This window comes from Mycobacterium sp. NGS17 (assembly GCF_059813205.1).
On sequence record NZ_JCALED010000005.1, the window covers coordinates 290,653 to 316,433 of the forward strand.

20 protein-coding genes are annotated in these 25,781 nt (G+C 67.8%); 18 read left to right on the plus strand and 2 right to left on the minus strand.

The features are described from left to right. Positions 1-17: 17 nt before the first annotated feature. The gene (malQ, locus tag AC5Y7E_RS13710; RefSeq protein WP_499949436.1) at positions 18-2,186 is read right to left on the minus strand and encodes a 4-alpha-glucanotransferase; all 2,169 of its coding nucleotides are present in this window, start codon (positions 2,184-2,186) and stop codon (positions 18-20) included. Positions 2,187-2,612: 426 nt separating this feature from the next. Here malQ and eccB point away from each other — a divergent pair, with 426 nt between their 5' ends. Next, a complete protein-coding gene (gene eccB / locus AC5Y7E_RS13715; RefSeq protein WP_499921114.1) occupies positions 2,613-4,130 on the plus strand; it encodes a type VII secretion protein EccB in 1,518 nt (505 codons plus the stop codon). Beyond that, positions 4,127-8,293 carry a type VII secretion protein EccCa gene (gene eccCa, locus AC5Y7E_RS13720; RefSeq protein ID WP_499949437.1) on the plus strand — a complete coding sequence of 1,389 codons (4,167 nt, stop codon included), beginning with the start codon at positions 4,127-4,129 and terminating at the stop codon, positions 8,291-8,293. Before eccB ends, eccCa begins: the two co-directional genes overlap by 4 nt. Positions 8,294-8,335: 42 nt before the next feature. Here the strand turns inward: eccCa and AC5Y7E_RS13725 are convergent, their stop codons facing one another. After that, positions 8,336-9,499 carry a cytochrome P450 gene (locus AC5Y7E_RS13725; RefSeq protein ID WP_499949438.1) on the minus strand — a complete coding sequence of 388 codons (1,164 nt, stop codon included), beginning with the start codon at positions 9,497-9,499 and terminating at the stop codon, positions 8,336-8,338. 230 nt (positions 9,500-9,729) lie between these two features. On the opposite strand from AC5Y7E_RS13725, the gene fdxE reads away from it, so the two are divergent. From fdxE to eccA5, 16 genes are all read left to right on the plus strand, one after another. Continuing rightward, positions 9,730-9,924 (plus strand): ferredoxin FdxE, encoded by a 195-nt coding sequence (gene fdxE, locus AC5Y7E_RS13730; RefSeq protein ID WP_499949439.1) that lies wholly within the window; start codon positions 9,730-9,732, stop codon positions 9,922-9,924. Between the two features lie 242 nt (positions 9,925-10,166). Beyond that, positions 10,167-10,343: a hypothetical protein gene (locus AC5Y7E_RS13735; protein ID WP_499949441.1), complete on the plus strand. Its 177-nt coding sequence runs from the start codon at positions 10,167-10,169 to the stop codon at positions 10,341-10,343. A 66-nt stretch (positions 10,344-10,409) separates the two neighbouring features. Further along, positions 10,410-11,672, plus strand: a complete 1,263-nt coding sequence (locus AC5Y7E_RS13740; RefSeq protein WP_499949442.1) for a PPE family protein — start codon at positions 10,410-10,412, stop codon at positions 11,670-11,672. Positions 11,673-11,749: 77 nt separating this feature from the next. Continuing rightward, the gene (locus tag AC5Y7E_RS13745; protein ID WP_499949443.1) at positions 11,750-12,049 is read left to right on the plus strand and encodes a PE family protein; all 300 of its coding nucleotides are present in this window, start codon (positions 11,750-11,752) and stop codon (positions 12,047-12,049) included. 7 nt (positions 12,050-12,056) lie between these two features. Beyond that, a complete protein-coding gene (locus tag AC5Y7E_RS13750) occupies positions 12,057-13,280 on the plus strand; it encodes a PPE family protein (RefSeq protein WP_499949445.1) in 1,224 nt (407 codons plus the stop codon). A 374-nt stretch (positions 13,281-13,654) separates the two neighbouring features. Further along, positions 13,655-14,926, plus strand: coding sequence for a PPE family protein (locus AC5Y7E_RS13755; protein WP_499949446.1), 1,272 nt, complete (start codon positions 13,655-13,657; stop codon positions 14,924-14,926). Positions 14,927-14,942: 16 nt separating this feature from the next. After that, on the plus strand, positions 14,943-15,248 hold the full coding sequence (locus tag AC5Y7E_RS13760; RefSeq protein ID WP_499949447.1) for a hypothetical protein: 306 nt from the start codon (positions 14,943-14,945) through the stop codon (positions 15,246-15,248). A gap of 11 nt (positions 15,249-15,259) precedes the next feature. Then, positions 15,260-16,474 carry a PPE family protein gene (locus AC5Y7E_RS13765; RefSeq protein WP_499949449.1) on the plus strand — a complete coding sequence of 405 codons (1,215 nt, stop codon included), beginning with the start codon at positions 15,260-15,262 and terminating at the stop codon, positions 16,472-16,474. A gap of 385 nt (positions 16,475-16,859) precedes the next feature. Next, positions 16,860-17,159: a PE family protein gene (locus AC5Y7E_RS13770; RefSeq protein ID WP_067123308.1), complete on the plus strand. Its 300-nt coding sequence runs from the start codon at positions 16,860-16,862 to the stop codon at positions 17,157-17,159. 304 nt (positions 17,160-17,463) lie between these two features. After that, positions 17,464-17,760, plus strand: a complete 297-nt coding sequence (locus AC5Y7E_RS13775) for a WXG100 family type VII secretion target (protein ID WP_007771418.1) — start codon at positions 17,464-17,466, stop codon at positions 17,758-17,760. 51 nt (positions 17,761-17,811) lie between these two features. Next, positions 17,812-18,096 (plus strand): WXG100 family type VII secretion target, encoded by a 285-nt coding sequence (locus AC5Y7E_RS13780; protein ID WP_067128747.1) that lies wholly within the window; start codon positions 17,812-17,814, stop codon positions 18,094-18,096. Positions 18,097-18,200: 104 nt separating this feature from the next. Continuing rightward, on the plus strand, positions 18,201-19,103 hold the full coding sequence (locus AC5Y7E_RS13785; RefSeq protein ID WP_499949450.1) for an ESX secretion-associated protein EspG: 903 nt from the start codon (positions 18,201-18,203) through the stop codon (positions 19,101-19,103). A 267-nt stretch (positions 19,104-19,370) separates the two neighbouring features. Continuing rightward, the gene (gene eccD, locus AC5Y7E_RS13790) at positions 19,371-20,882 is read left to right on the plus strand and encodes a type VII secretion integral membrane protein EccD (RefSeq protein ID WP_499916666.1); all 1,512 of its coding nucleotides are present in this window, start codon (positions 19,371-19,373) and stop codon (positions 20,880-20,882) included. After that, entirely contained in the window at positions 20,860-22,716 is a 1,857-nt protein-coding gene (locus tag AC5Y7E_RS13795) for a S8 family serine peptidase (protein WP_499949452.1), read from the plus strand. Before eccD ends, AC5Y7E_RS13795 begins: the two co-directional genes overlap by 23 nt. A 16-nt stretch (positions 22,717-22,732) precedes the next feature. Further along, positions 22,733-23,932, plus strand: coding sequence for a type VII secretion protein EccE (eccE, locus tag AC5Y7E_RS13800; RefSeq protein ID WP_499949453.1), 1,200 nt, complete (start codon positions 22,733-22,735; stop codon positions 23,930-23,932). Continuing rightward, entirely contained in the window at positions 23,929-25,761 is a 1,833-nt protein-coding gene (gene eccA5, locus AC5Y7E_RS13805) for a type VII secretion system ESX-5 AAA family ATPase EccA5 (RefSeq protein WP_499949454.1), read from the plus strand. The genes eccE and eccA5 overlap by 4 nt, the downstream gene beginning before the upstream one ends. Positions 25,762-25,781 lie beyond the last annotated feature (20 nt).

A 25,781-nucleotide genomic window follows, 5' to 3' on the forward strand; every position in this document is an offset into this window, starting at 1 on the left:
GGCTCGAGCCGGGACGACTAGCGGGCCGCGCTTTCCGCGGCGACGGGCGCGATCGCCGCACGCACGGCTTCGGCGAGCGCGGCGGTGCGGCGATCGGCGAACACGTCCTCGAGCAGCACCGCGCGACCGTCGGGACCGGTCAGCGGCACCCGCCAGTTGGGGTATTCGTCGGTGGTCCCGGGCTGATTCTGGGTTCGGCGGTCACCGACGGCGTCCGTCAGCGCCACTCCCAGCAGCCGCGACGGCGTCCTGCCCAGATAGCGGTACAGCGCCACTATGACCTTTTCCGAGACCTGCTCGGGGTCGTCCTCGCCGTCACCGAGCAACCCGACGCGCCGCAGCTCGGCCATCCACGCCGCCAGCTCGGTCCGGTCGGACTCGAGCTCCTCCTCCACCGGACGAGTCAACAGACCCAGCGAATCACGGAGTCGCACATGGTCTCCCGCGAGATAGCCGGCGGACGGAGGCAGGTCGTGCGTGGTGACCGAGGACAGGCAGTACTCGCGCCAACGCTCGGCCGGAAGCGGGCCGCCGTTACCGTCGCGGTCCAACTCGAACCAGAGGATCGAGGTGCCGAGCAATCCACGCAACAACAGATAATCGCGCACCCACGGCTCCACGGTGCCGAGATCCTCGCCGACGACGACCGCGCCGGCGCGGTGCGCTTCCAGCGCGACGATGCCGATCATGGCTTCGTGGTCGTACCGGACGTAGGTGCCTTCGGTCGGCGGGCTACCCCGCGGAATCCACCACAGCCGGAACAACCCGATGATGTGGTCGATGCGCACCCCGCCGGCATGGCGCAACACCGCGCGGATCAGCGCACGAAAAGGCCGATATTCGTGCTCGTCCAACCGATCTGGGCGCCACGGCGGCTGCGACCAGTCCTGGCCCAGCTGGTTGAACTCGTCCGGCGGTGCGCCCGCGGTCACGCCCAGCGCCATCACGTCCTGCAGCGCCCAGGCGTCGGCTCCATTGGGGTGCACGCCGACGGCCAGGTCGTGCATGATGCCCAACGACATGCCCGCCCGGATCGCCTGTGACTGCGCCGCGGCAAGCTGCTCGTCGAGTTGCCACTGCAGCCAGCGATGGAAATCGACTGTGTCCGAATGCTTTTTGACGAAGTCCGCGACCCCGGACGCGTCCGGGTGCTGTAGCGCCTCGGGCCAGGAATGCCAGTCGGCGCCGTACCTTTCGGCCAGCGCGCACCAGGTGGCGAAGTCGTCGAGAGCGCGGCCCTCCCGGTCGCGAAACGCGGTGTAGGACAACTCGCGACCCGCCGACCGCGGTTCTGAGTGCAGCAGCTTGAGTGCCGCCCGCTTGGCCGCCCATGAGCTGTCGCGGTCGATGGCGTCGACGCGGGCGGCGCGCTGCTGCACCTCGGAGCGCAGCCGCCGCACCCGGCTGCGCTTGGTCAGGTCGGCGAATTCGGGGATCGCCTCGACGTGCAGATAAATCGGGTTGACGAAGCGCCGCGAGGTCGGCAGGTACGGCGACGGTTCCATCGGCTTGGTCGGGGCGGCCGCGTGCAGGGGATTGACCAAGAGATAGTCGGCGCCGTGGCGCGACGCCGACCAGACCGCCAGGTCGGTCAGATCGGTCAGATCGCCGACCCCCCACGACTGCCGTGACCGCACGCTATAGAGCTGGGCGGCCAGGCCCCACGCGCGGCGGGCGCCGAGCCGCTCCGGCAGCCCGAGCCAGTCCGGCGTCACGATCAGCGCGGTGCTGGTCTCGGTGTCGCCGGAGCGCAGGTGTACCCGGTGATAGCCCAGCGGCAGATGGGCCGGCAGCAGGAAGCTCGCCTCGCCGACCCAGCGGCCGTCGAGGTCGAACGGCGGGGTGAAGTTGTCCACCTGTTCGACGTCGGCGCGCGTAGTGCCGTCTTCGAGCTGCAACCACACCTCGGCGGGGTCGCCGTGGGTGACATGCGCCCAGAATCGGATCGGCTCGCCGGTGCGCCCGACGATGGTCGCCGGCAGCGGGCGCGCCCAGTGCGACCGCAACTTCGCGGTCAGCGCGACGTTGCGCTCCTGTTCGGTGTCGGCCGCGACGCCGAGCGAAGCCAACACGGCCTTCAACGTGGCCTCGGAAACCCGCACTCGCCGGCCGCTCCAGTCCTCGTAATCCGTCGCGATGCCGTATCTGCGGGCCAGTTCGATCAGCGACGGCGCGAGTTCAGTCATACCGCCATCTTGCTGCCAGGATTCGCGGGCCGGCGACTCGGACCCGGCGCAAGTTAGCGCATTGTTTGCTGGGCGGTGGCCTGCCATTCATCGAAGTCTTCTGCGGGCGACGGGGCTCTGCGCTCGACAGGACGAGAGGCCGCGCGGCCACTACGATGCTTCGAGGAGATGACAAGGAGCCGTGAGCTCATCCGTGGGGGAAAAGAAACTGCCAGCTCAGTGCCGTCTGGCGCGGCCACCCTCGCTGGGCTCCGGGCGCGGTGGGCGCGGCCGGATTCGGGTGCACGAAGAGATGTAGACGTGAACGGCTTTGTTGCCGCGTGGCGAGGTCCGCGCAGGTGCCTTAACGTTGTCATGTAATTCGCGCTGGATCAGTTCAGCAGGGACAAATATTCAGACGCATCAGCAGACCGGATGGTGAATTAAGTGGCGGAAGAGAGTCGCGGGCAGCGCGGGTCGGGGTACGGCCTCGGGTTGTCGACCCGGACCCAGGTGACCGGCTACCAGTTCCTTGCGCGCCGGACCGCGATGGCACTGACCCGGTGGCGCGTCCGCATGGAGGTCGAGCCGGGCCGGCGGCAGAACCTGGCCATCGTGGCATCGATCTCGGCCGCCCTGGTGATCTGCCTGGGCGCGCTGCTTTACTCCTTCATCAGCCCGGCGGGCCAGATCAACGAGTCGCCGATCATCGCCGACCGCGACTCGGGCGCGCTCTACGTCCGCGTCGGCGACAAGTTGTACCCGGCCCTGAACCTGGCGTCGGCCCGCCTCATCACGGGGCGCCCCGACAACCCCCACCTGGTCAAGGCCAACCAGATCGCCACCCTGCCGCGCGGTCCGATGGTGGGCATTCCGGGCGCGCCGTCGAGCTTTCACCCGACCAGCCCCACCGCGTCTTCCTGGTTGGTCTGCGACACCGTGGCGAATTCGACCGGCGCCGGCGCACCGTCGGGTGTAACGGTGACGGTGATCGACGGCAATCCCGATCTGAGCAACCACCGGCGGGTGCTCACCGGGTCGGACGCGGTGGTGCTGAACTACGGCGGGGACGCGTGGGTGATCCGCGACGGGCGCCGGTCACGCATCGACGGGTCGAACCGATCGGTGCTGCTGCCGCTGGGGCTCACCCCGGAGCAGGTCAGCATGGCGAAGCCGATGAGCCGCGCCCTGTACGACGCCTTGCCGGTGGGTCCGGAGCTGACGGTGCCGCAGATCCAGAATGCCGGCGCCGGGGCGTCGTTCCCGAACGCGCCCGGCCCGATCGGGACGGTGATAGTCACCCCGCAAATCAGTGGGCCGCAACAGTATTCATTGGTGTTGGCCGACGGCGTGCAGACGCTGCCGCCGCTGGTGGCCCAGATCCTGCAGAACGCCGGACCGGGCAACACCAAGCCGGTGACGGTCGAACCGTCCGCGCTGGCGAAGATGCCGGTGGTCAACAAGCTGGACCTGTCGTCCTACCCGGATGCACCGCTGAACGTGATGGACATCCGCGAGAACCCGGCGACCTGCTGGTGGTGGCAGAAGACCTCCGGTGAGAACCGGGCCCGCGTACAGGTCATCTCCGGCGCGACCATTCCGGTCGAGTCCAAGGACGTCAACAAGGTGGTGTCGCTGGTCAAGGCGGACACCACCGGACGCGAAGCGGACCAGGTCTTCTTCGGGCCCGACTACGCGAACTTCGTGGCCGTCACCGGAAACGACCCCGGCGCGAAGACGACCGAATCGCTGTGGTGGGTCACCGATGCGGGTGCGCGCTTCGGGGTCGACGACACCCGTGAGGTGCGAGAAGCGTTGGGCCTGAAGACGAAACCGGGCCTGGCGCCGTGGGTGGCGCTGCGGCTGCTCCCGCAAGGACCGACGTTGTCGCGAGCGGATGCGCTGGTGGCCCACGACACGCTACCGATGGATATGTCCCCAGGAGAGTTGGCGGTACCGAAGTGAAACGTGGATTTGCGCGGCCGACGCCGGAGAAGCCCCCGGTAATCAAGCCGGAGAACATCGTCCTTCCGACGCCGCTGAGCATCCCGCCGCCCGAAGGCAAGCCCTGGTGGCTGATCGTGGTCGGCGTCGTGGTGGTCGGCCTGCTGATCGGCATGGTCGCCATGACCTTCGCCAGCGGCTCGCACGTGTTCGGCGGCGCCGGCTCGATCTTCCCGATCTTCATGATCGGTGGCGTCGCGATGATGATGTTCGGCGGCCGATTCGGCGGCCAGCAGCAGATGAGCCGGCCCAAGCTGGACTCGATGCGCGCCCAGTTCATGCTGATGCTGGACATGCTGCGGGAGACCGCCCACGAGTCGGCCGACAGCATGGACGCGAACTACCGCTGGTTTCACCCGGCTCCCACCACGCTGGCCGCCGCGGTCGGATCGTCGCGGATGTGGGAACGCAAGCCCGACGGCAAAGACTTGAACTTCGGCGTGGTCCGCGTCGGCGTCGGTATGACGCGTCCCGAGGTGACCTGGGGCGAGCCCCAGAACATGCCGACCGACATCGAGCTCGAGCCGGTGACCGGTAAGGCGCTCCAGGAGTTTGGTCGTTATCAGAGCGTCGTGTACAACCTGCCGAAGATGATCTCGGTGCTGGTCGAGCCCTGGTACTCGCTGGTCGGAGATCGCGAGCAGGCGGCGGGACTGATGCGGGCGATCATCTGCCAGCTGGCGTTCTCGCACGGGCCCGACCACATGCGCATGATCGTGGTGAGTTCGAACCTGGACGACTGGGACTGGGTGAAGTGGCTGCCGCACTTCGGGGACCCCCGCCGCCAGGACGCCGCGGGCAACGCGCGGATGGTCTACAGCTCGGTGCGCGAGTTCGCCGCCGAGCAGGCCGAATTGTTCGCCGGCCGTGGCTCTTTCACGCCCCGGCACGCCAGTTCGTCGGCCCAGACCCCGACGCCGCACACCGTGATCATCGCCGATGTCGTTGACCCGCAATGGGAGTACGTGATCAGCGGCGAAGGCGTCGACGGCGTGACGTTCTTCGACCTCACCGGTTCGGCGATGTGGACCGCCGTCCCGGAGCGGACGCTGCGGTTCGACAAGAAGGGTGTGATCGAGGCGCTGCCCCGCGATCGCGACACCTGGATGGTCATCGACGAGAAGCCGTGGTTCTTCGCCCTCACCGACCACATCAGCATCGTCGAGGCCGAGGAGTTCTCGCAGAAGCTGGCGCGCTGGCGGCTCGCCGAGGCGTACGAGGAGATCGGCCAGCGGGTGGCGCACATCGGCGCCCGAGACATCATGGCCTACTACGGAATTGACGATCCGGGCCGCATCGACTTCGAGGCGCTGTGGGGTAGCCGCAACGACTCGATGGGCAGGTCGCGGTTGCGGGCGCCGTTCGGTGTTCGCTCCGACAACGGCGAGCTGCTGTTCTTGGACATGAAGTCGCTGGACGAAGGCGGTGACGGTCCGCACGGCGTCATGTCCGGTACGACGGGTTCGGGTAAATCGACCCTGGTGCGGACGGTGATCGAATCGCTGATGCTCAGCCACCCGCCCGAAGAGCTGCAGTTCGTGCTGGCCGACCTCAAGGGTGGGTCGGCCGTCAAGCCGTTCGCCGGGGTGCCGCACGTGTCCCGGATCATCACCGACCTGGAGGAAGACCAGGCGTTGATGGAGCGCTTCCTGGACGCGCTGTGGGGTGAGATCGCCCGCCGTAAGGCGATCTGCGACAGCGCCGGTGTCGACGACGCCAAGGAATACAACTCGGTGCGCAGCCGGATGCGGGCGCGCGGCCAGGACATGGCCCCGCTGCCGATGCTGGTGGTCGTCATCGACGAGTTCTACGAGTGGTTCCGCATCATGCCGACGGCGGTCGACGTCCTCGACTCGATCGGCCGTCAGGGCCGCGCGTACTGGATCCACCTGATGATGGCGTCGCAGACCATCGAAAGCCGCGCCGAAAAGCTCATGGAGAACATGGGTTACCGGTTGGTGCTGAAGGCGCGCACCGCCGGTGCGGCGCAGGCGGCGGGCGTGCCGAACGCGGTCAACCTGCCCGCCCAGGCCGGTCTGGGCTACTTCCGCCGCAGCCTGGAAGACATCACCCGGTTCCAGGCCGAATTCCTCTGGCGCGACTACTTTCCGCGCGGCCTCACCGACGACGGAGAGGAAGCGCCGGCGCTGGTGCACAGCATCGACTACATCCGTCCGCAACTGTTCACCAACTCGTTCACCCCGCTGGAAGTCAGCGTCGGGGGACCGGACCTCACCGCCCCGGCGATCCCCGCCGACGGCGACGCGCTGCCGATCGAGGCGGCCGAGGACGACGACTCCGAAGGGATCCGTACACCCAAGGTCGGTACGGTCATCATCGACCAGCTGCGCAAGATCGACTTCGAGCCGTACCGGCTGTGGCAGCCGCCGCTGAGCCAGCCCGTCGCCATCGACGAACTGGTGAACCGGTTCCTCGGGCGCCCCTGGCAGCAGGACTACGGCACCGCCCTGGACCTCGTCTTCCCGATCGGCATCATCGACCGTCCCTTCAAGCACGACCAGCCGCCGTGGACGGTCGACACCTCGGGGCCCGGTGCCAACGTGCTGATTCTGGGTGCCGGCGGTTCCGGCAAGACCACCGCGCTGCAGACGCTGATCTGTTCGGCGGCGCTGACCCACACTCCCGAGCAGATCCAGTTCTACTGCCTGGCCTACAGCAGCACCGCGCTGACCACGGTCGCCCACCTGCCCCACGTCGGTGAGGTGGCCGGCCCGACCGACCCCTACGGCGTCCGCCGCACGGTGGCCGAGCTGCTGGCCCTGGTGCGGGAGCGCAAGCGCAGCTTCCTCGAGTACGGGATCGCCTCGATGGAGGTGTTCCGCCGGCGCAAATTCGGCAACGAGCCGGGTCCGGTGCCCAACGACGGGTTCGGCGATGTCTACCTGGTTGTCGACAACTACCGGGCGCTGGCCGAGGAAAACGAGGTGCTGATCGAGCAGGTGAACGTGATCATCAACCAGGGCCCCTCGTTCGGGGTGCACGTGGTGGTCACCGCCGATCGCGAGTCGGAGCTGCGGCCACCGGTGCGCAGCGGTTTCGGCTCCCGGGTCGAGTTGCGGCTGGCCGCCGTGGAAGACGCCAAGCTGGTGCGGTCCCGGTTCGCCAAGGACGTTCCGGTCAAGCCGGGGCGCGGCATGGTCGCGGTCAACTATGTCCGCCTCGACGCCGACCCGCAATCCGGTCTGCACACCCTCGTGGCGCGTCCCGCGCTGGCCGCCACGCCTGACAACCGGTTCGAATCCGACAGCGTCGCGGAAGCCGTCAGCCGGATCACGAGCGGCCATGCTCCGCCGGTGCGCCGGCTGCCGGCGAGGTTCGGGGTGGAACAGCTTCGCGAGCTCGCCGCGCAGGACACCCGCCAGGGCGTCGGCGCGGGCGGAATCGCTTGGGCCATCTCGGAATTGGACTTGTCACCCGTCTACCTCAACTTCGCCGAGAACGCGCATCTGATGGTGACCGGGCGTCGCGAATGTGGGCGGACTACAACACTGGCCACGATCATGTCCGAGATCGGGCGACTGTACGCGCCCGGGGCGACCAGCGCACCGACGCCGCCGGCCGGGCAGCCTTCGGCCCAGGTGTGGCTGGTGGACCCGCGTCGTCAGCTGCTGACCACGCTTGGCTCCGACTACGTGGAGAAGTTCGCCTACAACCTCGATGGCGTGCAGGCGATGATGGGCGAACTGGCCGCCGTCCTGGCCGGCCGCGAGCCGCCGCCGGGGCTGTCCGCCGAGGAGTTGTTGGCGCGGAACTGGTGGAGCGGGCCGGAGATCTTCTTGATCGTCGACGACATCCAGCAGCTGCCGGCCGGTTTCGACTCGCCGCTGCACAAGGCCGCGCCCTGGGTGACCCGGGCCGCCGACGTCGGCCTGCACGTGATCGTCACGCGCACGTTCGGCGGCTGGTCTTCGGCCGGCAGCGACCCGATGTTGCGGGCGCTGGCGCAGGCGAACGCGCCGCTGCTGGTGATGGACGCCGACCCCGACGAGGGATTCATCCGCGGCAAGATGAAGGGCGGTCCGCTGCCTCGAGGCCGCGGCCTGCTGATGGCAGAGGACACCGGCGTGTTCGTTCAGGTCGCGGCGACCGAACTGCGCAAGTAGGGCTGGAGCCGCTGCGCTGGGCCGGCCGGGTGGGACCGAGGTTCAGCTCCAGCGCAGCGGCAATTCCTTGAGCGCGAAACTCTTTGACGGGTAATTGATCACGGGGGAGTAGTCCTCCGGCAGCTCGAAATCCGGGATCTGGGTCAGCCATTCCGCGACGACCACAGTCAGCTCGATGCGGGCCAGATGGGAACCCAGGCAACGGTGCGGCCCACCGCCAAACCCCCAGTGCCGGTGGACCTTTCCGTCCATGTTGAGTTCGTTGGTGGACATTGGGTCGCTGTCGTCACGGTTGACCGCGGCCATGCACAGCCGCACCGAGGTGCCCGGCGGCAGCGTCATGCCGCCGACCTCGACGAAGTCGGTGGTTATCCGCGGCGCCACCGGCGCCGACGGTTCGAGCCGGACGATCTCCTCGATGAAAACCCTGATCTGCTTCGGGTTGTCGCGCAGCTCGTTGCGCAGCCGCGGTCGGCGCGCCAATTCGTACAACGAGAATCCGATGGCCGCGGTCACCGTGTCCAGGCCCGCCAGGATGAGCAGGTGACTCATGCCCAGCAGTTCGAGGTCGGTGAAGTCGCCCTTGCCGGTCATGACTTGCGACAGCATGTCCGACCCCGGGTTCTGCCGGCGCTGGGCGATGGCATCGGCCAGGTACGCCAGCAGTTGCTCGGACTTCTCGATGTCGGTCCGGGTGATGAACGGTTTGTCGCTGACGACCGCGTCTTTCCAATCGATGAGGCGGTCACGATCTTCCAGTGGCAGACCGTAGAGGTCCAGGAACACCTGGAACGGGTAGAGGTGGGCGAAGTCCGCCATCACTTCACACCCGCCGCGGCCGGCCAGCGCCGCGATCATGTCACTGGCGTGGCGCACCAGCACCGGACGGGACTTGCTCAGCGCGTGCGGGCTGAAGTACGGCTGCAGGAGTTGGCGGTAGCGGGTGTGTTGCGGTGGATCAAAAGCCAATGGCAGCACGGGGAGTGGGTGGCCGGGGGGCTGCAGCACCGTCGATGAGAAGACCTTGGTGTTGCGCAGCGCGGCCAGCACATCTTCGCGCCGGGTTATGTAGTAGTGGCCGTTCATGAACACCACCGGTCCGGCATCGCGCAGCGTCTTCCACCCGAGACCCCGGTCGGCGGTCATCGGTAGCGTCGCGAAATCGAGCCGGGGTAGGTAGAACGAGCCTTGCTGGCCATCGCTCATGCGTTTCGGTCTCCGGTTGTCTGTCGCACGTCGTCGATACCAACAGTGGGCGGCGCATCAATATTGCATGCGCGGCAACGAAACACGCTCCCTGCGCCCGCGCTAATCCCGGGCTCCCGGTGCCGGTGAGCGGTTCGCGAGCATTCTGGACACTTTACCGACCGACTAATCTGGCTACCGAACCGTGAAGCCGTCTACGGCCTGGCCGGGCCGCCTAGGGAGGAAGCCTCGTGAGGGTTCGTCTGGACCAGTCGAAGTGTGTGGGCCACGCGCAGTGCTACGCCGTCGACCCAGACCTTTTTCCCATCGACGAGTCGGGCTATTCGATCCTCGAGGAGCATGAGGTCCGGCCCGAGGACGAGCAAGCCACCCGCGACGGGGTCGCGTCGTGTCCCGAAATGGCGCTGGTGCTCGAAGAGGACTGACGGCGTCCCGGGCGGCACTACCGCAGCTTGCGGAAAGCAAACGGTTAGTGAACATTTCGTTGCCCTTCATGAACTCCCGCCGACCGGGAATGAACAGTGGCTGGCCATTGATCAACAGGTGGCTTCGGGGTGTCGGTGTTTGCCCCCTAACGAACTAATCTCAGTGCCGGGCGGCAGTTCGGGCACTACGAGAGCTGTCGCTCGGTTGCTGATAGCGGGAGATTAGCCGGGGCAGGGAGTGCATGTCGTTTCCGACCAGACGTCCGAAAAGCGCGGTGGCAGAACGCCTTTACGGACACAGCCAACTGGTCGACATGCGCCCGCCGGCCCGGGTGATGGGGTTGCGGGGCGAAGAGGCTCCGCTGGTGGACTCCCGTGGGCGCGGCAGCCAACCGGTGGCGTCGTCGACAGAGCCGTGACCACAGCCACCACTGATACCTGTGTGACAGCCGAGATCGCGTTTCCGGCCGACTGAGGAGGACACGGTGTTTGACTTCGCGGCGTTACCGCCCGAAATCAATTCCGGTCGCATGTACGCGGGTCCGGGGTCGGGGCCAATGATGGCCGCGTCCGCCGCCTGGGATGAGATTGCTGCGGAATTGGGTGTCGCGGCCAGCAGTTACGGCTCGGTGGTCACCGAGCTCACCAGCGGGCCATGGGTGGGGCCGGCATCGATGTCGATGGTTTCGGCGATCACTCCCTACGTGAGCTGGCTGAGCACGATGGCCACTCAGGCCGAGGAGACGGCCGGGCAGGGGCGGGCCGCCGCGGCGGCATTCGAGGCGGCGTTCGCGATGACGGTGCCGCCGCCGGTGATCGCGGCCAATCGAGTGTTGCTGGCGACGCTGGTGGCGACGAACTTCTTTGGGCAGAACACCCCGGCGATCGCGGCCACCGAGGCGCAGTACATGGAGATGTGGGCACAAGACGCCGCCGCGATGACCGGCTACGCGGCATCGTCGGCCACCGCGTCGGTGCTGCCTCCGGTGACGACGCCGCCCAACACCAGCACTCCGGAAGCGCTCGCCAACCAGGCCGCCGCGGTCGAGCAGGCCACCGCCGAGCCGGCGGGCAACACCGCACAGACCACAGCCAACGCCACCTCGCAATTGGCGTCGTCACAAGGGTTGTCGCTCAGCACAACTCAAGCGGTGCAGGCACCCACGGCCGCGGCGAACGCGTCGGATCCGCTTACCAGCGCAATCCAGAACTTCCTCCAGTCCGGACTGCCCACGCCGGACAACAACTACCTGGGGTTGACGCCCACCTTCTACGACACGATCTTCAAACGGATGACGGGTCTGGGTTACTTCTCGAACGGTCTGGCGCAGTTCAGTTCGTCGATCGCCCAGCAGTTGACGTTCGGTCCGGGTGGTAGCACGGCCGGTGCCAGCGGTGCCTGGTATCCGACGCCGCAGTTCGCCAGCTTGGGTCTGGGCAACCTCGGCGGCGGGGTCGGCAACGTGGGTGCGGTCTCCGCGGGTGCCGGGCAGGCCGCGCGGGTGGGGATGCTCTCGGTGCCCCAGCACTGGGCGACGCTGACCTCGGCGGTCAGCCCGGCCGCGGTCGCCGAGGAGGCCACCCCCGTCCAGGCCGTCGGCGCGACGGGAGCCCCCGGGTCACCGGCCAATGGTCTGCTGCGGGGGATGCCGGTCGGCGGCATGGGACGGCGCGGCGCCGCCGCCGGCTACGTCAACAAATACGGGTTCCGCTACAGCGTGCTGACCCGCCCGCCATCGGCCGGATAACGGAGAGCCCAGATGAACCCACCCACGAGCCAGGCCCGGAACGTCGCCGGGTCGGATGTAAGGGAAGAAGGATCTAGATGTCGTTTGTGACCACGCAGCCGGAGGCGCTGGCAGCGGCAGCTGGCAACCTCCAAACAATCGGCTCCACGCTGAGCGCCCAGAACGCCGCGGCGGCGGCCCCAACGACGGGGCTGGTGCCGGCTGCCGCCGATGAGGTGTCGGCGCTGACGGCGGCGCAGTTCGCTGCCCACGCGCAGATGTACCAGGCCGTCAGCGCTCAGGCTGCGGCGATCCACGAAATGTTCGTCAACACCCTGAGCACAAGCTCCGGGTCGTACGCGTTGACTGAGGCGGCCAACGCCGTCGCGGCTGGTTAAGGAGTCGATGATGTTGGATTACGGGATGTTTCCGCCGGAGTTCAATTCGGCGCGGATTTATTCGGGTCCGGGGTCGGGTTCGTTCGTGGCCGCGGCGTCGGCGTGGAATGCGATCGCCGCGGAGCTGCAATCGGCCGCGCTGAGTTATCAGACGGTGGTCACGCAGCTGTCCAGTGAGGAGTGGACGGGAACCGCCTCGGCGGCGATGGCTCAGGCGGCGACTCCGTACGCGGAGTGGCTGAGCAGCACGGCGGCTCAGGCTGAGTTGACGGCCACCCAGGCGCAGGCGGCGGCGGCCGCCTATGAGACGGCGCTCGCGTCGTCGGTGGCGCCACCGCTGATCGCGGCGAACCGGATGCAGTCGCAGCAGCTGCAGATGACCAATGTCCTCGGGCAGAACACCCCGTTGATCATGCAGTTGGAGGCGCAGTACGGCGAGTTTTGGGCCCAGGACGCCGCCGCGATGTCGACCTACGCGGCTCAGTCGACCACGCTCACCAAGAGCATGGCGAACATTGCGCCCGCTCCGAAGGTCACCAACGAGGTGGGCACGGCCAACCAGGCCAATGCGGTGACCAACGCCGCGGCGAACTCGACGGCGGGCAACACATCGAAGGTCGTGAGCAATGCGGCGACGAACGCCACGAACGCGACGACCAACGCGACCACCCAGGCCACTCAGGCGGCCACGGACCCGTTGACCGAGCTCTGGTTCCTGTTGACCGGTCAGACCGTCTTCCCCACCAACCTGGGAACGGCGGTCAACGGCTACGCCCCGTTTGCGGGTTTGTTCTACAACACCGAGGGTCTGCCGTACTTCAGCATCGGTATGGGTAACAACTTCGTGCAGATCGCCAAGTCGCTGGGTGTGATCGGCGGCGCGGCTCCGGCCGCGGCCAAGGCCCTGCCCGGACTCGGCGGCCTGGGCGGCATGCTCGGCGGGGGCGCCGCGGCCGCCCACCCGGTGGCCGCGCTGGGCAGCGCGGCCTCCGTGGGCGGCAAGCTGTCCGTGCCGGTGGCGTGGTCGGGTGGCCCGACCGCAGCCGCCCCGACGTTGGGCCGTGCCATCCCGGTCAGCAGCATCAGCGCCGCCCCGGAAGCCGCGGGCGGACCGGGCAACCTGCTGGGTGGGATGCCGCTGGCCGGTGCCGGCGCCGCGGGCCACGGAGTCGCCGGACCCAAATACGGCTTCCGGCCCACCGTCATGGCCCGACCACCCTTCGCCGGATAGTCCCCGCCGGAGCGCAACGTCAGGTGGTCTTTATCTGCGGCCGGATTTTTATCCCCCGCTGGGGTTTTCGCGTCGTTGCCGTCGAGCCGGCACGGCCCGCGATCCCGGGATAGCGCTCGGGCGACGGACGGCCCCGCCCGGGCATTCCCGCAGGTGGTGGCCGTGGCGACGCCAACCCGTCCGGCGTCTTCCAATCGCGCCGCTGGGCCGGAATCCCGCTGCCGAGATCGGCGCCACCGGACCGTCGGCCGTATCGCGAGGCGGCGACGGGCCGGTGCGGCCACTTAGCCTTTGGCAAGCAAATTCGTCAAGGCCATCGCTGAAAGATCACCTGCGAGGGGATGCATGTCGTTCGAGCCCGGTGCTTGGTAGCCATGGACTTCGGGGCATTACCGCCGGAGGTCAACTCCGGTCGCATGTACGCGGGTCCGGGGTCGGGTCCGATCATGGCCGCGGCGGCGGCGTGGGACGGACTCGGTGCGGAGCTGGGCTCGGCGGCCAGCGGCTACACATCGGTGATTTCGGAGCTGACCAACGCGCCCTGGGTGGGTCCGGCGTCGACGGCGATGTTGTCGGCGGTCACGCCCTACGTGAGTTGGCTCAGCGTGTTGGGCGCGCAGGCTGAGGAGACCGCGGGGCAGGCGCGGGCGGCCGCGGCGGCCTACGAGGCGGCGTTCGCGATGACGGTGCCGCCACCGGTCATCGCGGCCAACCGGGTTTTGCTGGCGACCCTGGTGGCGACGAACTTCTTCGGACAGAACACCCCGGCGATCGCGGCCACCGAGGCGCAGTACATGGAGATGTGGGCACAAGATGCCGCCGCCATGTACGGCTACGCCGCATCGTCGGCGACCGCGTCGGTGCTGGCTCCGTTCCCAGCGCCGCCCAATACCACCGCCCCGGAAGCGGTTTCCAACCAGGCCGACGCCGTCGCACGGGCCGTCGCCGAGCCGGCGGGCAACAGCGCGCAGAGCACCGCCAATGCCACCTCGCAACTGGCGACCCCACAAGTGTTGTCCGCCACAACATCTCAGGCGGTGACCCAGGCGTCGACCACGGCCGCCACCGAGCCGGGGCCGTTCACTTGGCTGGACAACCTCATCCAAGGATTTTTGACTTCCGGGCTGCCCACCCCGACCAATAACTACCTGGGGCTGACTCCCAGCGTCTTCGACACGATCCTCAAACGGATGACGGGTCTGGGTTACTTCTCGAACGGTCTGGCGAGCTTCAGTTCGTCGATCGCGCAGCAGTTGACGTTCGGTCCGGGTGGTAGCACCGCGGGTGCGAGCGGTGCCTGGTTCCCGACGCCGCAGTTCGCCAGCTTGGGTCTGGGCAACCTCGGCGGCGGGGTCGGCAACGTGGGTGCGGTCTCCGCGGGGGCCGGGCAGGCCGCGCGGGTGGGGATGCTCTCGGTGCCCCAGCACTGGGCGACGCTGACCTCGGCGGTCAGCCCGGCCGCGGTCGCCGAGGAGGCCGCCCCCGTCCAGGCCGTCGGCGCGACGGGAGCGCCCGGGTCGCCGGCCAATGGTCTGCTGCGGGGGATGCCGGTCGGCGGCATGGGACGGCGCGGCGCCGCCGCCGGCTACGTCAACAAATACGGGTTTCGCTACAGCGTGCTGACCCGCCCGCCATCGGCCGGATAGCAGGCGGAATCCGACGATGTACGTCCTGACCTTTATCCGCGGCCGGATTTTTTCCCAGGCCTCGACGGATGTGCGTCCGGCTACGCCGCAATCGCACCGCGCCGGACGCGATCAGCAGATGCTCAGCACTGGCCATTTCGGCAGCTCACACCTACAATTCGGGCCGGGCTGCGGGCGACCGGCCGAGGCCGGGCGACCGGTTCCGATTCTCGGTGCGCAGGCGCGCCGAATGGCCGATCCTGCATCGACCGGCGTGGCGGTGGTCACCAGCGCATTAACGTCTTTTACTACTCGACTCGTCGATTCGAAAATCACAGGTTAAGGGGCAGATTCGTGGTGGATTATGGGGCGTTCCCGCCGGAGTTCAATTCGGCGCGGATCTACTCGGGTCCGGGGTCGGGTTCATTCGTGGCTGCGGCATCGGCCTGGAGCGCGCTGGCGGCCGAACTCAACTCGGCCGCGCTGAGCTATGACAACGTCATCACCGCGCTGAACAGCGAGGAGTGGCTGGGCACCGCCTCCACGGCGATGGCACAGGCGGCCCAACCGTACGTGGACTGGCTGACCACTACCGCCGTCCAGGCGGAGGAGGCCGCCACGCAGGCGCGTTCGGCCGCGGCGGCTTACGAAACCGCGCTCGCCTCCTCGGTGCCGCCCCCGCTGATCGCGGCGAACCGCACCCAGGTGACTCAGCTGCAGGCGACCAACGTCCTCGGGCAGAACACGCCGCTGATCGCCCAGTTGGAAGCGCAGTACGGCGAGTACTGGGCTCAGGACGCCGCAGCGATGTACAGCTACGCCGGGCAATCGGCGACCGTGACCAAGCAGACGCCGTTCCAGAAGGCGCCCGAGGTCACCAACCAGTCCGGGGAGGCCAATCAGGCCAATGCGGTCAGCAACGCGACGGCGAATTCGACGGCGACCAACACGTCGAAGACCCTGCAGTCGCTGGCGCAGCCCGCGGCGACCACGACCACCAACGCGACCACCCAGGCCACCACGGCCACGGATCCGTTGTCCGAGATCTGGTTTTTGTTGACCGGGCAGACCACGTTTCCCACCAACCTCGGGACGCTCGTCAACGGCTACAGCCCGTTTGCGGGTTTGTTCTATAACACCGAGGGTCTGCCGTACTTCAGCATCGGTATGGGTAACAACTTCGTGCAGATCGCCAAGTCGCTGGGTGTGATCGGCGGCGCGGCTCCGGCCGCGGCCAAGGCCCTGCCCGGACTCGGCGGCCTGGGCGGCATGCTCGGCGGGGGCGCCGCGGCCGCCCACCCGGTGGCCGCGCTGGGCAGCGCGGCCTCCGTGGGCGGCAAGCTGTCCGTGCCGGTGGCGTGGTCGGGTGGCCCGACCGCAGCCGCCCCGACGTTGGGCCGTGCCATCCCGGTGAGCAGCATCAGCGCCGCCCCGGAAGCCGCGGGCGGACCGGGCAACCTGCTGGGTGGGATGCCGCTGGCCGGTGCCGGCGCCGCGGGCCACGGAGTCGCCGGGCCCAAATACGGCTTCCGGCCCACCGTCATGGCCCGACCACCGTTTGCGGGCTGAGGGCGGCAAATGACGACACTGGCAGTCACCACGCCATCACACCGCAACGTGATCCGCCTCGGGCGGCACGCAACCGGGAATGGTCGTCGCGTTCAAAATGCGCGACGGGTTAATCGGCAATCAGATTTTTATGCCCGGCGACCGGGCTGCCGCACCTCGGGTGACGATTACCAGCAACTTCTTCGACCGGGGGCTGGTACCGTTTGCTGTAACCCTGCTGCGAGGGGCAGCGGTCGAGGTCAGGCACTGTTACTGTGTCGTTACCGAAAGTGAATTCGCCCTACTGCTAAGTGAACAATTGCAAACACCGGGCTTCCACACCGACTTGGGGGGCGGCAGTCATCTAGTCTCACAGAGTCCGGGGACGTAACTAGGAGGGAACAATATGTCGTTCGTGACCACACAGCCGGAGGCTTTGGCCGCGGCGGCCGGGAACCTGCAGGCGATCGGGTCGACGTTGAGCGCCCAGAACGCAGCCGCCGCAGCCCCAACGACGGGGGTGGTACCCGCCGCTGCCGACGAGGTGTCGGCACTGACCGCGGCTCAGTTTGCCGCGCACGCGCAGATGTACCAAGCGGTGAGCGCCCAAGCCGCCGCGATCCACGAGATGTTCGTGAACACCCTTTCCACCAGCGCCGCCTCGTACGGTCTCACCGAGGCAGCTAACGCCGCTGCCGCTCTCTGATCGGACCGGCGCTTCGGGGCTGACAGATCGTCACCGCCATGGGTTACAGCAACACCGCCCAGCAGGGGATGGTTCCGGGGACTCAGCACCCGGGTCCCCGCAACCCCGTTCGCACTCCGTCAACTCAAACGCCGCGGTTCGGGTTTGACGTCCGTCTCACCGTGACAACACCCGGTGGCCGCCGGCTGACGGGAAGGGGGGCTCATTTCTATTCATTCGGCTCGGCGGTCGCGTAACGCGTAACCGATCCGGCCAACGTCTTCACCACATCACCCAGTAACCACCAGCAAGGAGAACAGCCGACATGGCAACACGTTTCATGACCGACCCGCACGAGATGCGGGCGATGGCGGGCCGCTTCGAGGTGCACGCCCAGACCGTTGAGGACGAGGCCCGCAAGATGTGGGCGTCGTCGATGAACATCGCCGGCTCGGGCTGGAGCGGTCAGGCCCAGGCCACCTCGTACGACACCATGGGTCAGGTCAACCAGGCCTTCCGCAACATCGTCAACATGCTCCACGGAGTGCGCGATGGACTGATTCGCGACGCGAACAACTACGAGCAGCAAGAGCAGGCCTCGCAGCAAATCCTCGGCAGCTAGCGCCAAAAACCGCGGCTGCGTAACATCTCAAGACATTAGGAGAACACCGTTATGAGCATTAACTACCAGTTCGGCGATGTAGACGCCCACGGTGCCTTGATCCGCGCCCAGGCCGCATCCTTGGAGGCTGAGCACCAGGCCATCGTTCGCGATGTGCTTGCTGCCGGCGACTTCTGGGGCGGTGCGGGTTCGGTGGCATGCCAGGAGTTCATCACCCAGTTGGGTCGCAACTTCCAGGTCATCTACGAGCAGGCCAACGCGCACGGACAGAAGGTTCAGTCCGCGGGCAGCAACATGGCCAGCACCGACAGCGCCGTTGGGTCCTCCTGGGCCTGACCCGCAACTTCAGGCGCGGCAGCACACCACCCGTCGGTGTGCTGCCGCGTCCTGCGGTTACCGTGCAATTTGGCTTGAAGTATTAGGGACCAAGTGGGGATTTGATGGACCAACAGAGCACCCGCACCGACATCACTGTCAACGTCGACGGTTTCTGGATGCTTCAGGCGCTCCTGGACATCCGGCACGTCGCGCCGGAGCTGCGGTGCCGGCCATATGTGTCGACCGACTCGAGCGACTGGCTCAACGAGCATCCCGGAATGGCGGTGATGCGCGAGCAGGGGATCGTCGAGAACGACGAGGTGAACGAGCACGTGGCCGCGCGGATGCGGGTGCTCGCGGCGCCCGACCTCGAGGTGGTCGCTCTGTTGTCCCGAGGCAAGCTGGCCTACGGCGTGCTCGATGACGAGAATCAGCCCCCGGGCTCCCGCGATATCCCCGACAACGAATTTCGGGTGGTGCTGGCCCGCCGCGGCCAGCACTGGGTGTCGGCCGTTCGGGTGGGCGGCGAGATCACCGTCGACGACGTCGCCGTCGCGGACAGCGCCTCGATCGCCTCCCTGGTGATCGACGCCCTGGAGTCCATCCACCACGCGGAGCCCGCAGCAATCAACGCGGTCAACGTCCCGCTGGAGGAAATGCTGGAAGCGACGAAGTCGTGGCAGGAGTCGGGCTTCAACGTGTTTTCGGGGGGAGACCTGCGCCGGATGGGAATCAGCGCCGCCACCGTGGCCGCCCTGGGTCAGGCGCTGTCCGACCCGGCCGCCGAGGTTGCGGTGTACGCCCGCCAGTACCAGGACGACGCCAAGGGCCCAAGCGCGTCGGTGCTGTCGCTCAAAGACGGCTCGGGGGGCCGCATCGCGCTCTACCAGCAGGCCCGCACCGCGGGTTCGGGGGAGGCGTGGCTTGCCATCTGCCCGGCGACCCCGCAGTTGGTGCAGGTGGGCGTCAAGACTGTGCTGGACACACTTCCCTACGGCGAGTGGAAAACCCACAGCAGGGTGTGAGGTTCGCGCGAAACAAAGATTTCATCAATGTCGTCGCGCTCAACATGCGGTTGAGCTGCGAACACGGCATACTTCTGTCAGCGCATCAGCAAATCTCGAACCGGTGTCAACGACAACTCTTAATCGCAAGGCGAGGCAGATGGAATTCCAATTGGTCGGAATGCACTTTGCGGGGGGCCACAGCACCTCGACGAGTGCGCCGGCGCACGCCCGCGCGCGGCTGGCGGCATGGGCTTTTGACACATTCATCACAAGGAGTGCAAGACGATGACTGCGGTAGTTGAAGTACCACAGCCTGACGTTGAGGGAATCTCGCAGCCTCAGGCAGTCGTCGTCGGCGTGATGGCCGGCGCGGGTGTCCAGATCGGTGTCCTGCTGGACGCCAACGCCCCGGTCTCGGTGATGACCGAACCGTTGCTGAAGGTGGTCAACAGCCGGTTGCGAGAGCTCGGCGAGACTCCGCTGGAGGCGTCGGGCCGGGGCCGCTGGGCGCTGTGCCTGGTGGACGGTTCGCCGCTGCGGGCCACCCAATCGCTGAGCGAGCAGGACGTCTACGACGGCGACCGGTTGTGGATCCGGTTCATCCCGGACACCGAGCACCGCTCGCAGGTCATCGAGCACATCTCCACCGCGGTCGCGGCGGACCTGAGCAAGCGTTTCGCCGCCATCGACCCGGTGATCGCGGTGCAGGTCGGGGCGTCGATGGTGGCCATCGGGGTGACGACCGCGGCCGGCCTGCTCGGTTGGTGGCGTTGGCACCACAACTCGTGGCTTCCGACCGTGTACGCGGGCGTGATCGGCGCCGTGGTGCTGGGTGTTTCGCTGATGCTGCTGATGCGGGCCCGTTCGCAGCAGGAGCGTCGCGTCGCCGACACCATGCTGTTGAGCAGCCTCGCACCGGTGTCGATCGCTGCGGCGGCGGCGCCGCCCGGTGGTGTTGGATCGCCGCACGCGGTTCTGGGCTTCAGCGTGCTCAGCGTCGGCGCGATCCTCGCCCTGCGGTTCACCGGTCGCCGACTGGCGATCTACACCGCCATCGTCACCGTCGGCCTGATCACGACGGTGGCCGCGCTCGCCCGCATGGTTGCCATGACGAGCGCCGTGACGCTCTTCACCTGCACCGTGCTGGTGTCGGTCATGATCTACCAAAGCGCACCGGCGATCTCGCGGCGGCTGGCGGGCATCCGGTTGCCCGTCTTTCCATCGGCGACCAGCCGGTGGGTGTTCGAGGCCCGGCCCGACCTGCCCACCACCGTGGTGCGCTCCGACGGCGGGCCTCCGGTCCTGGAGGGCCCCGCGTCGGTCCGCGACGTGTTGACCCAGGCCGAACGCGCCCGCTCGTTCCTGTCGGGTTTGCTGATCGGGCTCGGCGTGCTGATGATCGTGTCCCTGACCGCACTGTCGGATCCGCATACGGGACAGCGCTGGCTGCCGCTCTTGCTGGCCGGATTCAGCGCGGGGTTCCTGATGCTGCGCGGCCGCTCCTACGTCGACCGCTGGCAGGCGATCACCCTGGCCGGAACCGCGGTGCTGATCGTCGGTGCCGTCGTGTTGCGCTACGCGCTGGTACTGCAGAGCCCGCTCGCGGTGTCGATCAGCGTGGCGATCCTGGTGCTGCTGCCGGCCGCGGGACTGACATCGGCGGCCGTGGTGCCGAACACCGTGTACAGCCCGCTATTCCGCAAATTCGTGGAATGGATTGAATACCTCTGCCTGATGCCAATTTTCCCGCTGGCATTGTGGTTGATGAATGTCTATGCAGCAATCCGCTATCGCTAGGGGCAGGGTGTGGCGTAGTCGCGCGTCCGCCGCGACCGTTGCCGCCGCCTTACTGGCGTCGGGCGCATTAGCCGGCCTACCGCCCGCCTACGCCATTTCGCCCCCGACGATCGACGCCGCCGCGGTCCCGCCGGACGGTCCGCCGGGGCCCGGGGCGCCGATGAAGCAGAACTCGTACTGCACCGAGGTCGGTGTCCTGCCGGGGACGGATTTCCGGCTGCAGCCGAAGTACATGGACATGCTGAATCTGCAGGAGGCGTGGCAGTTCGGTCGGGGTGCCGGGGTGAAGGTGGCCGTCATCGACACCGGCGTGACGCCGCACCCGAGGTTTCCGCACCTGATTCCCGGCGGTGACTACATCATGGCCGGGGACGGATTGTCCGACTGCGACGCGCACGGCACCATCGTGGCGTCGATGATCGGTGCGGCGCCGGCCAACGGGGCGGGAGTGCCGCCGGCGGCACCGCGCAAGCCGGTCACCATCCCCACTACGGAGCCACCGCCCAAAGCGCCACCGCCGCAGACGGTAACCCTGTCGCCGCTGCCTCAGACGGTGACGATGGTCCCGCCGCCGCCCCAGTCTCAGGAACAAGCGCCGCCCCAGGGTCCCTTCGGGGCGCCGCCGCCGGCGCCGGCGGCTCCAGCGCCCGCGGGCCCGCCCCCCGGACCATCGCAAGGCGGACCGGGCCCCAATGGGCAAGCGCCGGCGGCCGGTCACGGCGGCGGCACGGTGACCATTCCCGGCTATGCCGGTGGCGGGCACGTGGCCAACGTGGACAACCTGCGCGGCCCGCGCCCACTCGACCCGCCGCCACCGCCACCGCCACCGCCGCCACCGCCCAAGGGCGGTCCGGACGCGTTCAGCGGGGTGGCCCCGGATGTCGACATCATCGCGATCCGGCAGTCCAGCCAGGCGTTCGGCCTGAAGGACGCCTACACCGGTGACGAGGACCCGCAGACCTCGGCCAAGATCGACAACGTTCAAACGATGGCGCGCGCGATCGTGCACGCCGCCAACCTGGGTGCTCAGGTCATCAACATCTCCGATGTGACCTGCATGAGCGCCCGCAACATCATCGACCAGCGGTCGCTGGGCGCGGCCGTCCGCTACGCGGCGGTCGACAAGAACGCCGTCATCGTGGCTGCCGCCGGCGACACCAGCAAAAAGGACTGCAAGCAGAACCCGCCGCATGATCCGTTGCAGCCCAACGATCCTCGCAACTGGAACGCGGTCACGACGGTCGTGACGCCGTCCTGGTTCAGCGACTTCGTCCTCACTGTCGGCGCGGTCGACACCGAAGGCCGCCCGCAGAGCCAGGGCAACCAGGGCCAGGCGTCGACGAGCGTGGCCGGGCCGTGGGTCGGGATCGCCGCGCCCGGGACGGACGTCGTCGGACTTTCGCCGCGCGACGACGGCCTGATCAACGCGATCGACGGGCCGGACAACACCTTGCTGGTCCCGTCGGGCACCAGCTTCTCCGCGGCGATTGTGTCCGGCGTCGCGGCACTCGTGCGGGCCAAGTATCCGCAGCTGTCGGCGTATCAGGTCATCAACCGCCTGACCCGCACCGCCCGTGCGCCCGCGCGCGGCGTGGATAACCAGGTCGGTCACGGTGTCGTCGACCCGGTGGCCGCACTGACCTGGGATGTACCCGACGGTCCGGTGAAACCGCCGCAGCAACTATCGGCACCGCTGAACATTCCGACACCCGCCCCGCGCCGGGATATGGTGCCGGTGTGGGTGGCAGCCGGAGGGTTGCTAGGAGCGCTACTGATCGGCGGCGGAGTGTTCGGTACGGCGACGCTGATGAAGCGATCACGGAAACAGCAGTAGGGGCGGAGCAGCTTTCATGAAGCGTCAGCGCAGGTTTGGGTTGTCCTTAGCATGGCCGCGGCTGACCACCGTGTTCTTGATCGACGTCGTGATCATGCTGGTGGCCAGCCACTGCCCCGAATCCTGGCAGGGCACCTATCGCATCGCGTTCTGGGTGGGTGTCGGCCTGGCCTTGTTGGTGACGCTGCTGTCGCTGGTGACCTACCACGGCCTCACCGTGACGACGGGGTTGGCGACGTGGCTGTGGGACTGGTCCGCCGACCCGGGCTCCGCACTGTCCGCCGGTTGCACCCCGGCCCTCGATTATCAGCGCAAGTACGGGCGCGACAAGGTCGGCGTGCGGCAGTACGAAGGCCAATTGGTCACGGTGATCGGCATCAGCGGCGGTGACGACGACTCGGCCTCGCGCCTTCGTCACCGGCACTCGGCGCCGACGCTGTTGGTGTCGGCCGTCGCCTCCGGCCTGCGCCAGTTCGACATCCACCTCGACGACATCGACATCGTGTCGGTGAAGGTCGGCGGGGGCGGCAGTGGCGCCGAGCTGTCGAAGCTGGACGACCGGGGCGCCCAGGAGCGGGAGGTGCCCGACGACGCACCCACCTCCTACATTCGCCGCACCTGGCTGGTGTTGCGGATGAACCCGCAGCGCAACGTTGCCGCCGTCGCCGCCCGCGACTCGCTGGCGTCGACCCTGGTGGCCGCCACCGAGCGGCTCGCCCAAGACCTTGACGGGCTGACCTGCGCGGCCCGGCCCTTGACCGCGCAGGAGCTCGCGGAAGTCGACCGCGCGGTGCTGGCCGATCTGGAACCGACCTGGAGCCGCCCCGGCTGGCGTCGTCTCAAGCACTTCAACGGGTTCGTCACCAGCTTTTGGTTGTCGCCGTCCGACATCACCACCGACAAGCTGGATGAGCTGTGGGCGGACCAAACCGTCGCCACGGTGCTGACCATCCGGCTCACCTCGCGCGGCGGCCGGCCGCAGGTATCGGCATGGGTGCGGTACCACACCGAGAAGCGGTTGCGCCGCAACGTCTCGTCGGGCCTCAACCGGCTCACCGGCCGCCAGCTCGCCGCGGTGCGGGCCAGCCTGCCCGCCCCGACGGCGCGCCCCCTTCTGGTCGTGCCGAGCCGTCCGATGCGCGCCGACGATGACGACCTCGCGCTATCCGTCCACCGCCTGCCGGCGAGCGCGACGGGCGTCCCTGTGGCGCAATGACAAGGCCGCAATCAACCGCCGAAGGCGCGCGTAACGCGATGGTCGCCGGCCTGTTGGCCTCCGGCGTCTCGGTCAATGGTCTGCAGCCCAGCCACAATCCGCAGGTGGCGTCGCAGATGTTCACCACGGCGACCAACCTGGATCCAGCGATGTGTGACGCCTGGCTGGCGCGGATCCTGGCGGGGGAGCAGAGCATCGATGTGCTTTCCGGTGCGTGGTCCGCGATCCGGACCTTCGGCTGGGAGACTCGCCGCCTCGGGGTGACCGAATTGCAGTTCCGCCCAGAGGTTTCCGACGGGCTGTTCCTGCGGCTGGCGGTCACCAGCGTGGAGACGCTGGCATGCGCGTACGCCGCTGTTCTCGCAGAGGCCAAACGCTACGAGGAAGCCGCGAAACTCATCGACGGCGTCGAACCCCGCCAACCCGTCGACGAGGAACTGGTCAGCTACGTGCGCGGCGTGCTGTACTTCCGGACGGCCCGGTGGCCGGATGTGCTGAACCAGTTCGCCGAGGGGAAGACCTGGCGGCAGCCCGAACTCAAGGCCGCGGGCGCCGCGATGGCCACCACGGCGCTGGCTTCGCTGGGTGTCTTCGAGGAGGCCTTGCGCCGCGGCCAGGAGGCCATCGAAGGCGACCGGGTGCCGGGCGCGGCCAACATCGCGCTGTACACCCAGGGCATGTGCTTGCGGCACCTGGGCCGTGAGGACGAGGCCGTCGAGCTGCTGCGGCGCGTGTACTCGCGGGACCCGAAGTTCACGCCGGCCCGCGAAGCGCTGGACAACCCCAACTTCCGCCTGGTCCTGACCGATCCCGAAACCATCGAGGCCCGTACCGACCCGTGGGACCCGGACAGCGCACCGACCCGAGCCGAGGCCGAGGCCGCTCGCCACGCCGAAGAGGCGGCGAAGTACCTGGCCGAAGGCGACGCAGAGCTCAACGCCATGCTCGGCATGGAACGCGCCAAGCGCGAAATCAAGCTCATCAAGTCGACGACAAAGGTGAACCTGGCGCGTGCCAAGATGGGGCTGCCAGTGCCGGTCACGTCCCGCCACACGTTGTTGCTCGGTCCGCCGGGCACCGGAAAGACCTCGGTGGCAAGGGCTTTCAGCAAGCAGCTGTGTGGGTTGACCGTGCTGCGCAAGCCCGTGGTGGTCGAAACCAGCCGCACCAAGCTTCTGGGGCGCTACATGGCTGACGCGGAGAAGAACACCGAGGAGCTCCTGGAGGGTGCGCTGGGCGGCGCGGTCTTCTTCGACGAGATGCACACGCTGCACGAGAAGGGCTATCAGCAGGGCGACCCGTACGGCAACGCGATCATCAACACCTTGCTGTTGTACATGGAGAATCATCGCGACGAGCTGGTTGTCTTCGGCGCGGGCTACGCCAAGGCCATGGACAAGATGCTCGAGGTGAATCAGGGTCTGCGACGGCGTTTTTCGACCGTCATCGAGTTCTTCAGCTACACCCCGGACGAGTTGGTCGCGCTGACCCGGTTGATGGGCCAGGAGAACGAAGACGTGATCACCGATGAATCGGCACAGGCGTTGCTGCCGTCGTACACGAAGTTCTATCTCGACGAAAGCTATTCGGAGGACGGCGATCTCATCCGCGGCATCGATACGCTCGGCAATGCGGGTTTCGTGCGCAACGTGGTGGAAAAGGCCCGCGATCACCGTAGTTTCCGCCTGGACGACGAGGACCTGGACGCGGTGCTGGCCAGCGATGTGACCGAGTTCAGCGAGCGGCAACTGCTGCGTTTCAAGGAATTGACCGAGGAGGATCTCGCCGAGGGCCTCAGCGCGGCCGTCGCCGAGAAGAAGCCGAACTGACCCGTCGTCCTCGGGTCAGC

Excerpts from the sequence above, each read along its gene's own strand:
- malQ (WP_499949436.1), bottom strand. The coding sequence starts at position 2,186 with ATGACTGAACTCGCGCCGTCGCTGATCGAACTGGCCCGCAGATACGGC.
- AC5Y7E_RS13725 (WP_499949438.1), bottom strand. The coding sequence starts at position 9,499 with ATGAGCGATGGCCAGCAAGGCTCGTTCTACCTACCCCGGCTCGATTTC.
- AC5Y7E_RS13735 (WP_499949441.1), top strand. The coding sequence starts at position 10,167 with ATGTCGTTTCCGACCAGACGTCCGAAAAGCGCGGTGGCAGAACGCCTT.
- AC5Y7E_RS13745 (WP_499949443.1), top strand. The coding sequence starts at position 11,750 with ATGTCGTTTGTGACCACGCAGCCGGAGGCGCTGGCAGCGGCAGCTGGC.
- AC5Y7E_RS13750 (WP_499949445.1), top strand. The coding sequence starts at position 12,057 with ATGATGTTGGATTACGGGATGTTTCCGCCGGAGTTCAATTCGGCGCGG.
- AC5Y7E_RS13755 (WP_499949446.1), top strand. The coding sequence starts at position 13,655 with ATGGACTTCGGGGCATTACCGCCGGAGGTCAACTCCGGTCGCATGTAC.
- AC5Y7E_RS13760 (WP_499949447.1), top strand. The coding sequence starts at position 14,943 with ATGTACGTCCTGACCTTTATCCGCGGCCGGATTTTTTCCCAGGCCTCG.
- AC5Y7E_RS13770 (WP_067123308.1), top strand. The coding sequence starts at position 16,860 with ATGTCGTTCGTGACCACACAGCCGGAGGCTTTGGCCGCGGCGGCCGGG.
- AC5Y7E_RS13775 (WP_007771418.1), top strand. The coding sequence starts at position 17,464 with ATGGCAACACGTTTCATGACCGACCCGCACGAGATGCGGGCGATGGCG.
- AC5Y7E_RS13780 (WP_067128747.1), top strand. The coding sequence starts at position 17,812 with ATGAGCATTAACTACCAGTTCGGCGATGTAGACGCCCACGGTGCCTTG.
- AC5Y7E_RS13785 (WP_499949450.1), top strand. The coding sequence starts at position 18,201 with ATGGACCAACAGAGCACCCGCACCGACATCACTGTCAACGTCGACGGT.
- eccD (WP_499916666.1), top strand. The coding sequence starts at position 19,371 with ATGACTGCGGTAGTTGAAGTACCACAGCCTGACGTTGAGGGAATCTCG.
- AC5Y7E_RS13795 (WP_499949452.1), top strand. The coding sequence starts at position 20,860 with ATGCAGCAATCCGCTATCGCTAGGGGCAGGGTGTGGCGTAGTCGCGCG.
- eccE (WP_499949453.1), top strand. The coding sequence starts at position 22,733 with ATGAAGCGTCAGCGCAGGTTTGGGTTGTCCTTAGCATGGCCGCGGCTG.
- eccA5 (WP_499949454.1), top strand. The coding sequence starts at position 23,929 with ATGACAAGGCCGCAATCAACCGCCGAAGGCGCGCGTAACGCGATGGTC.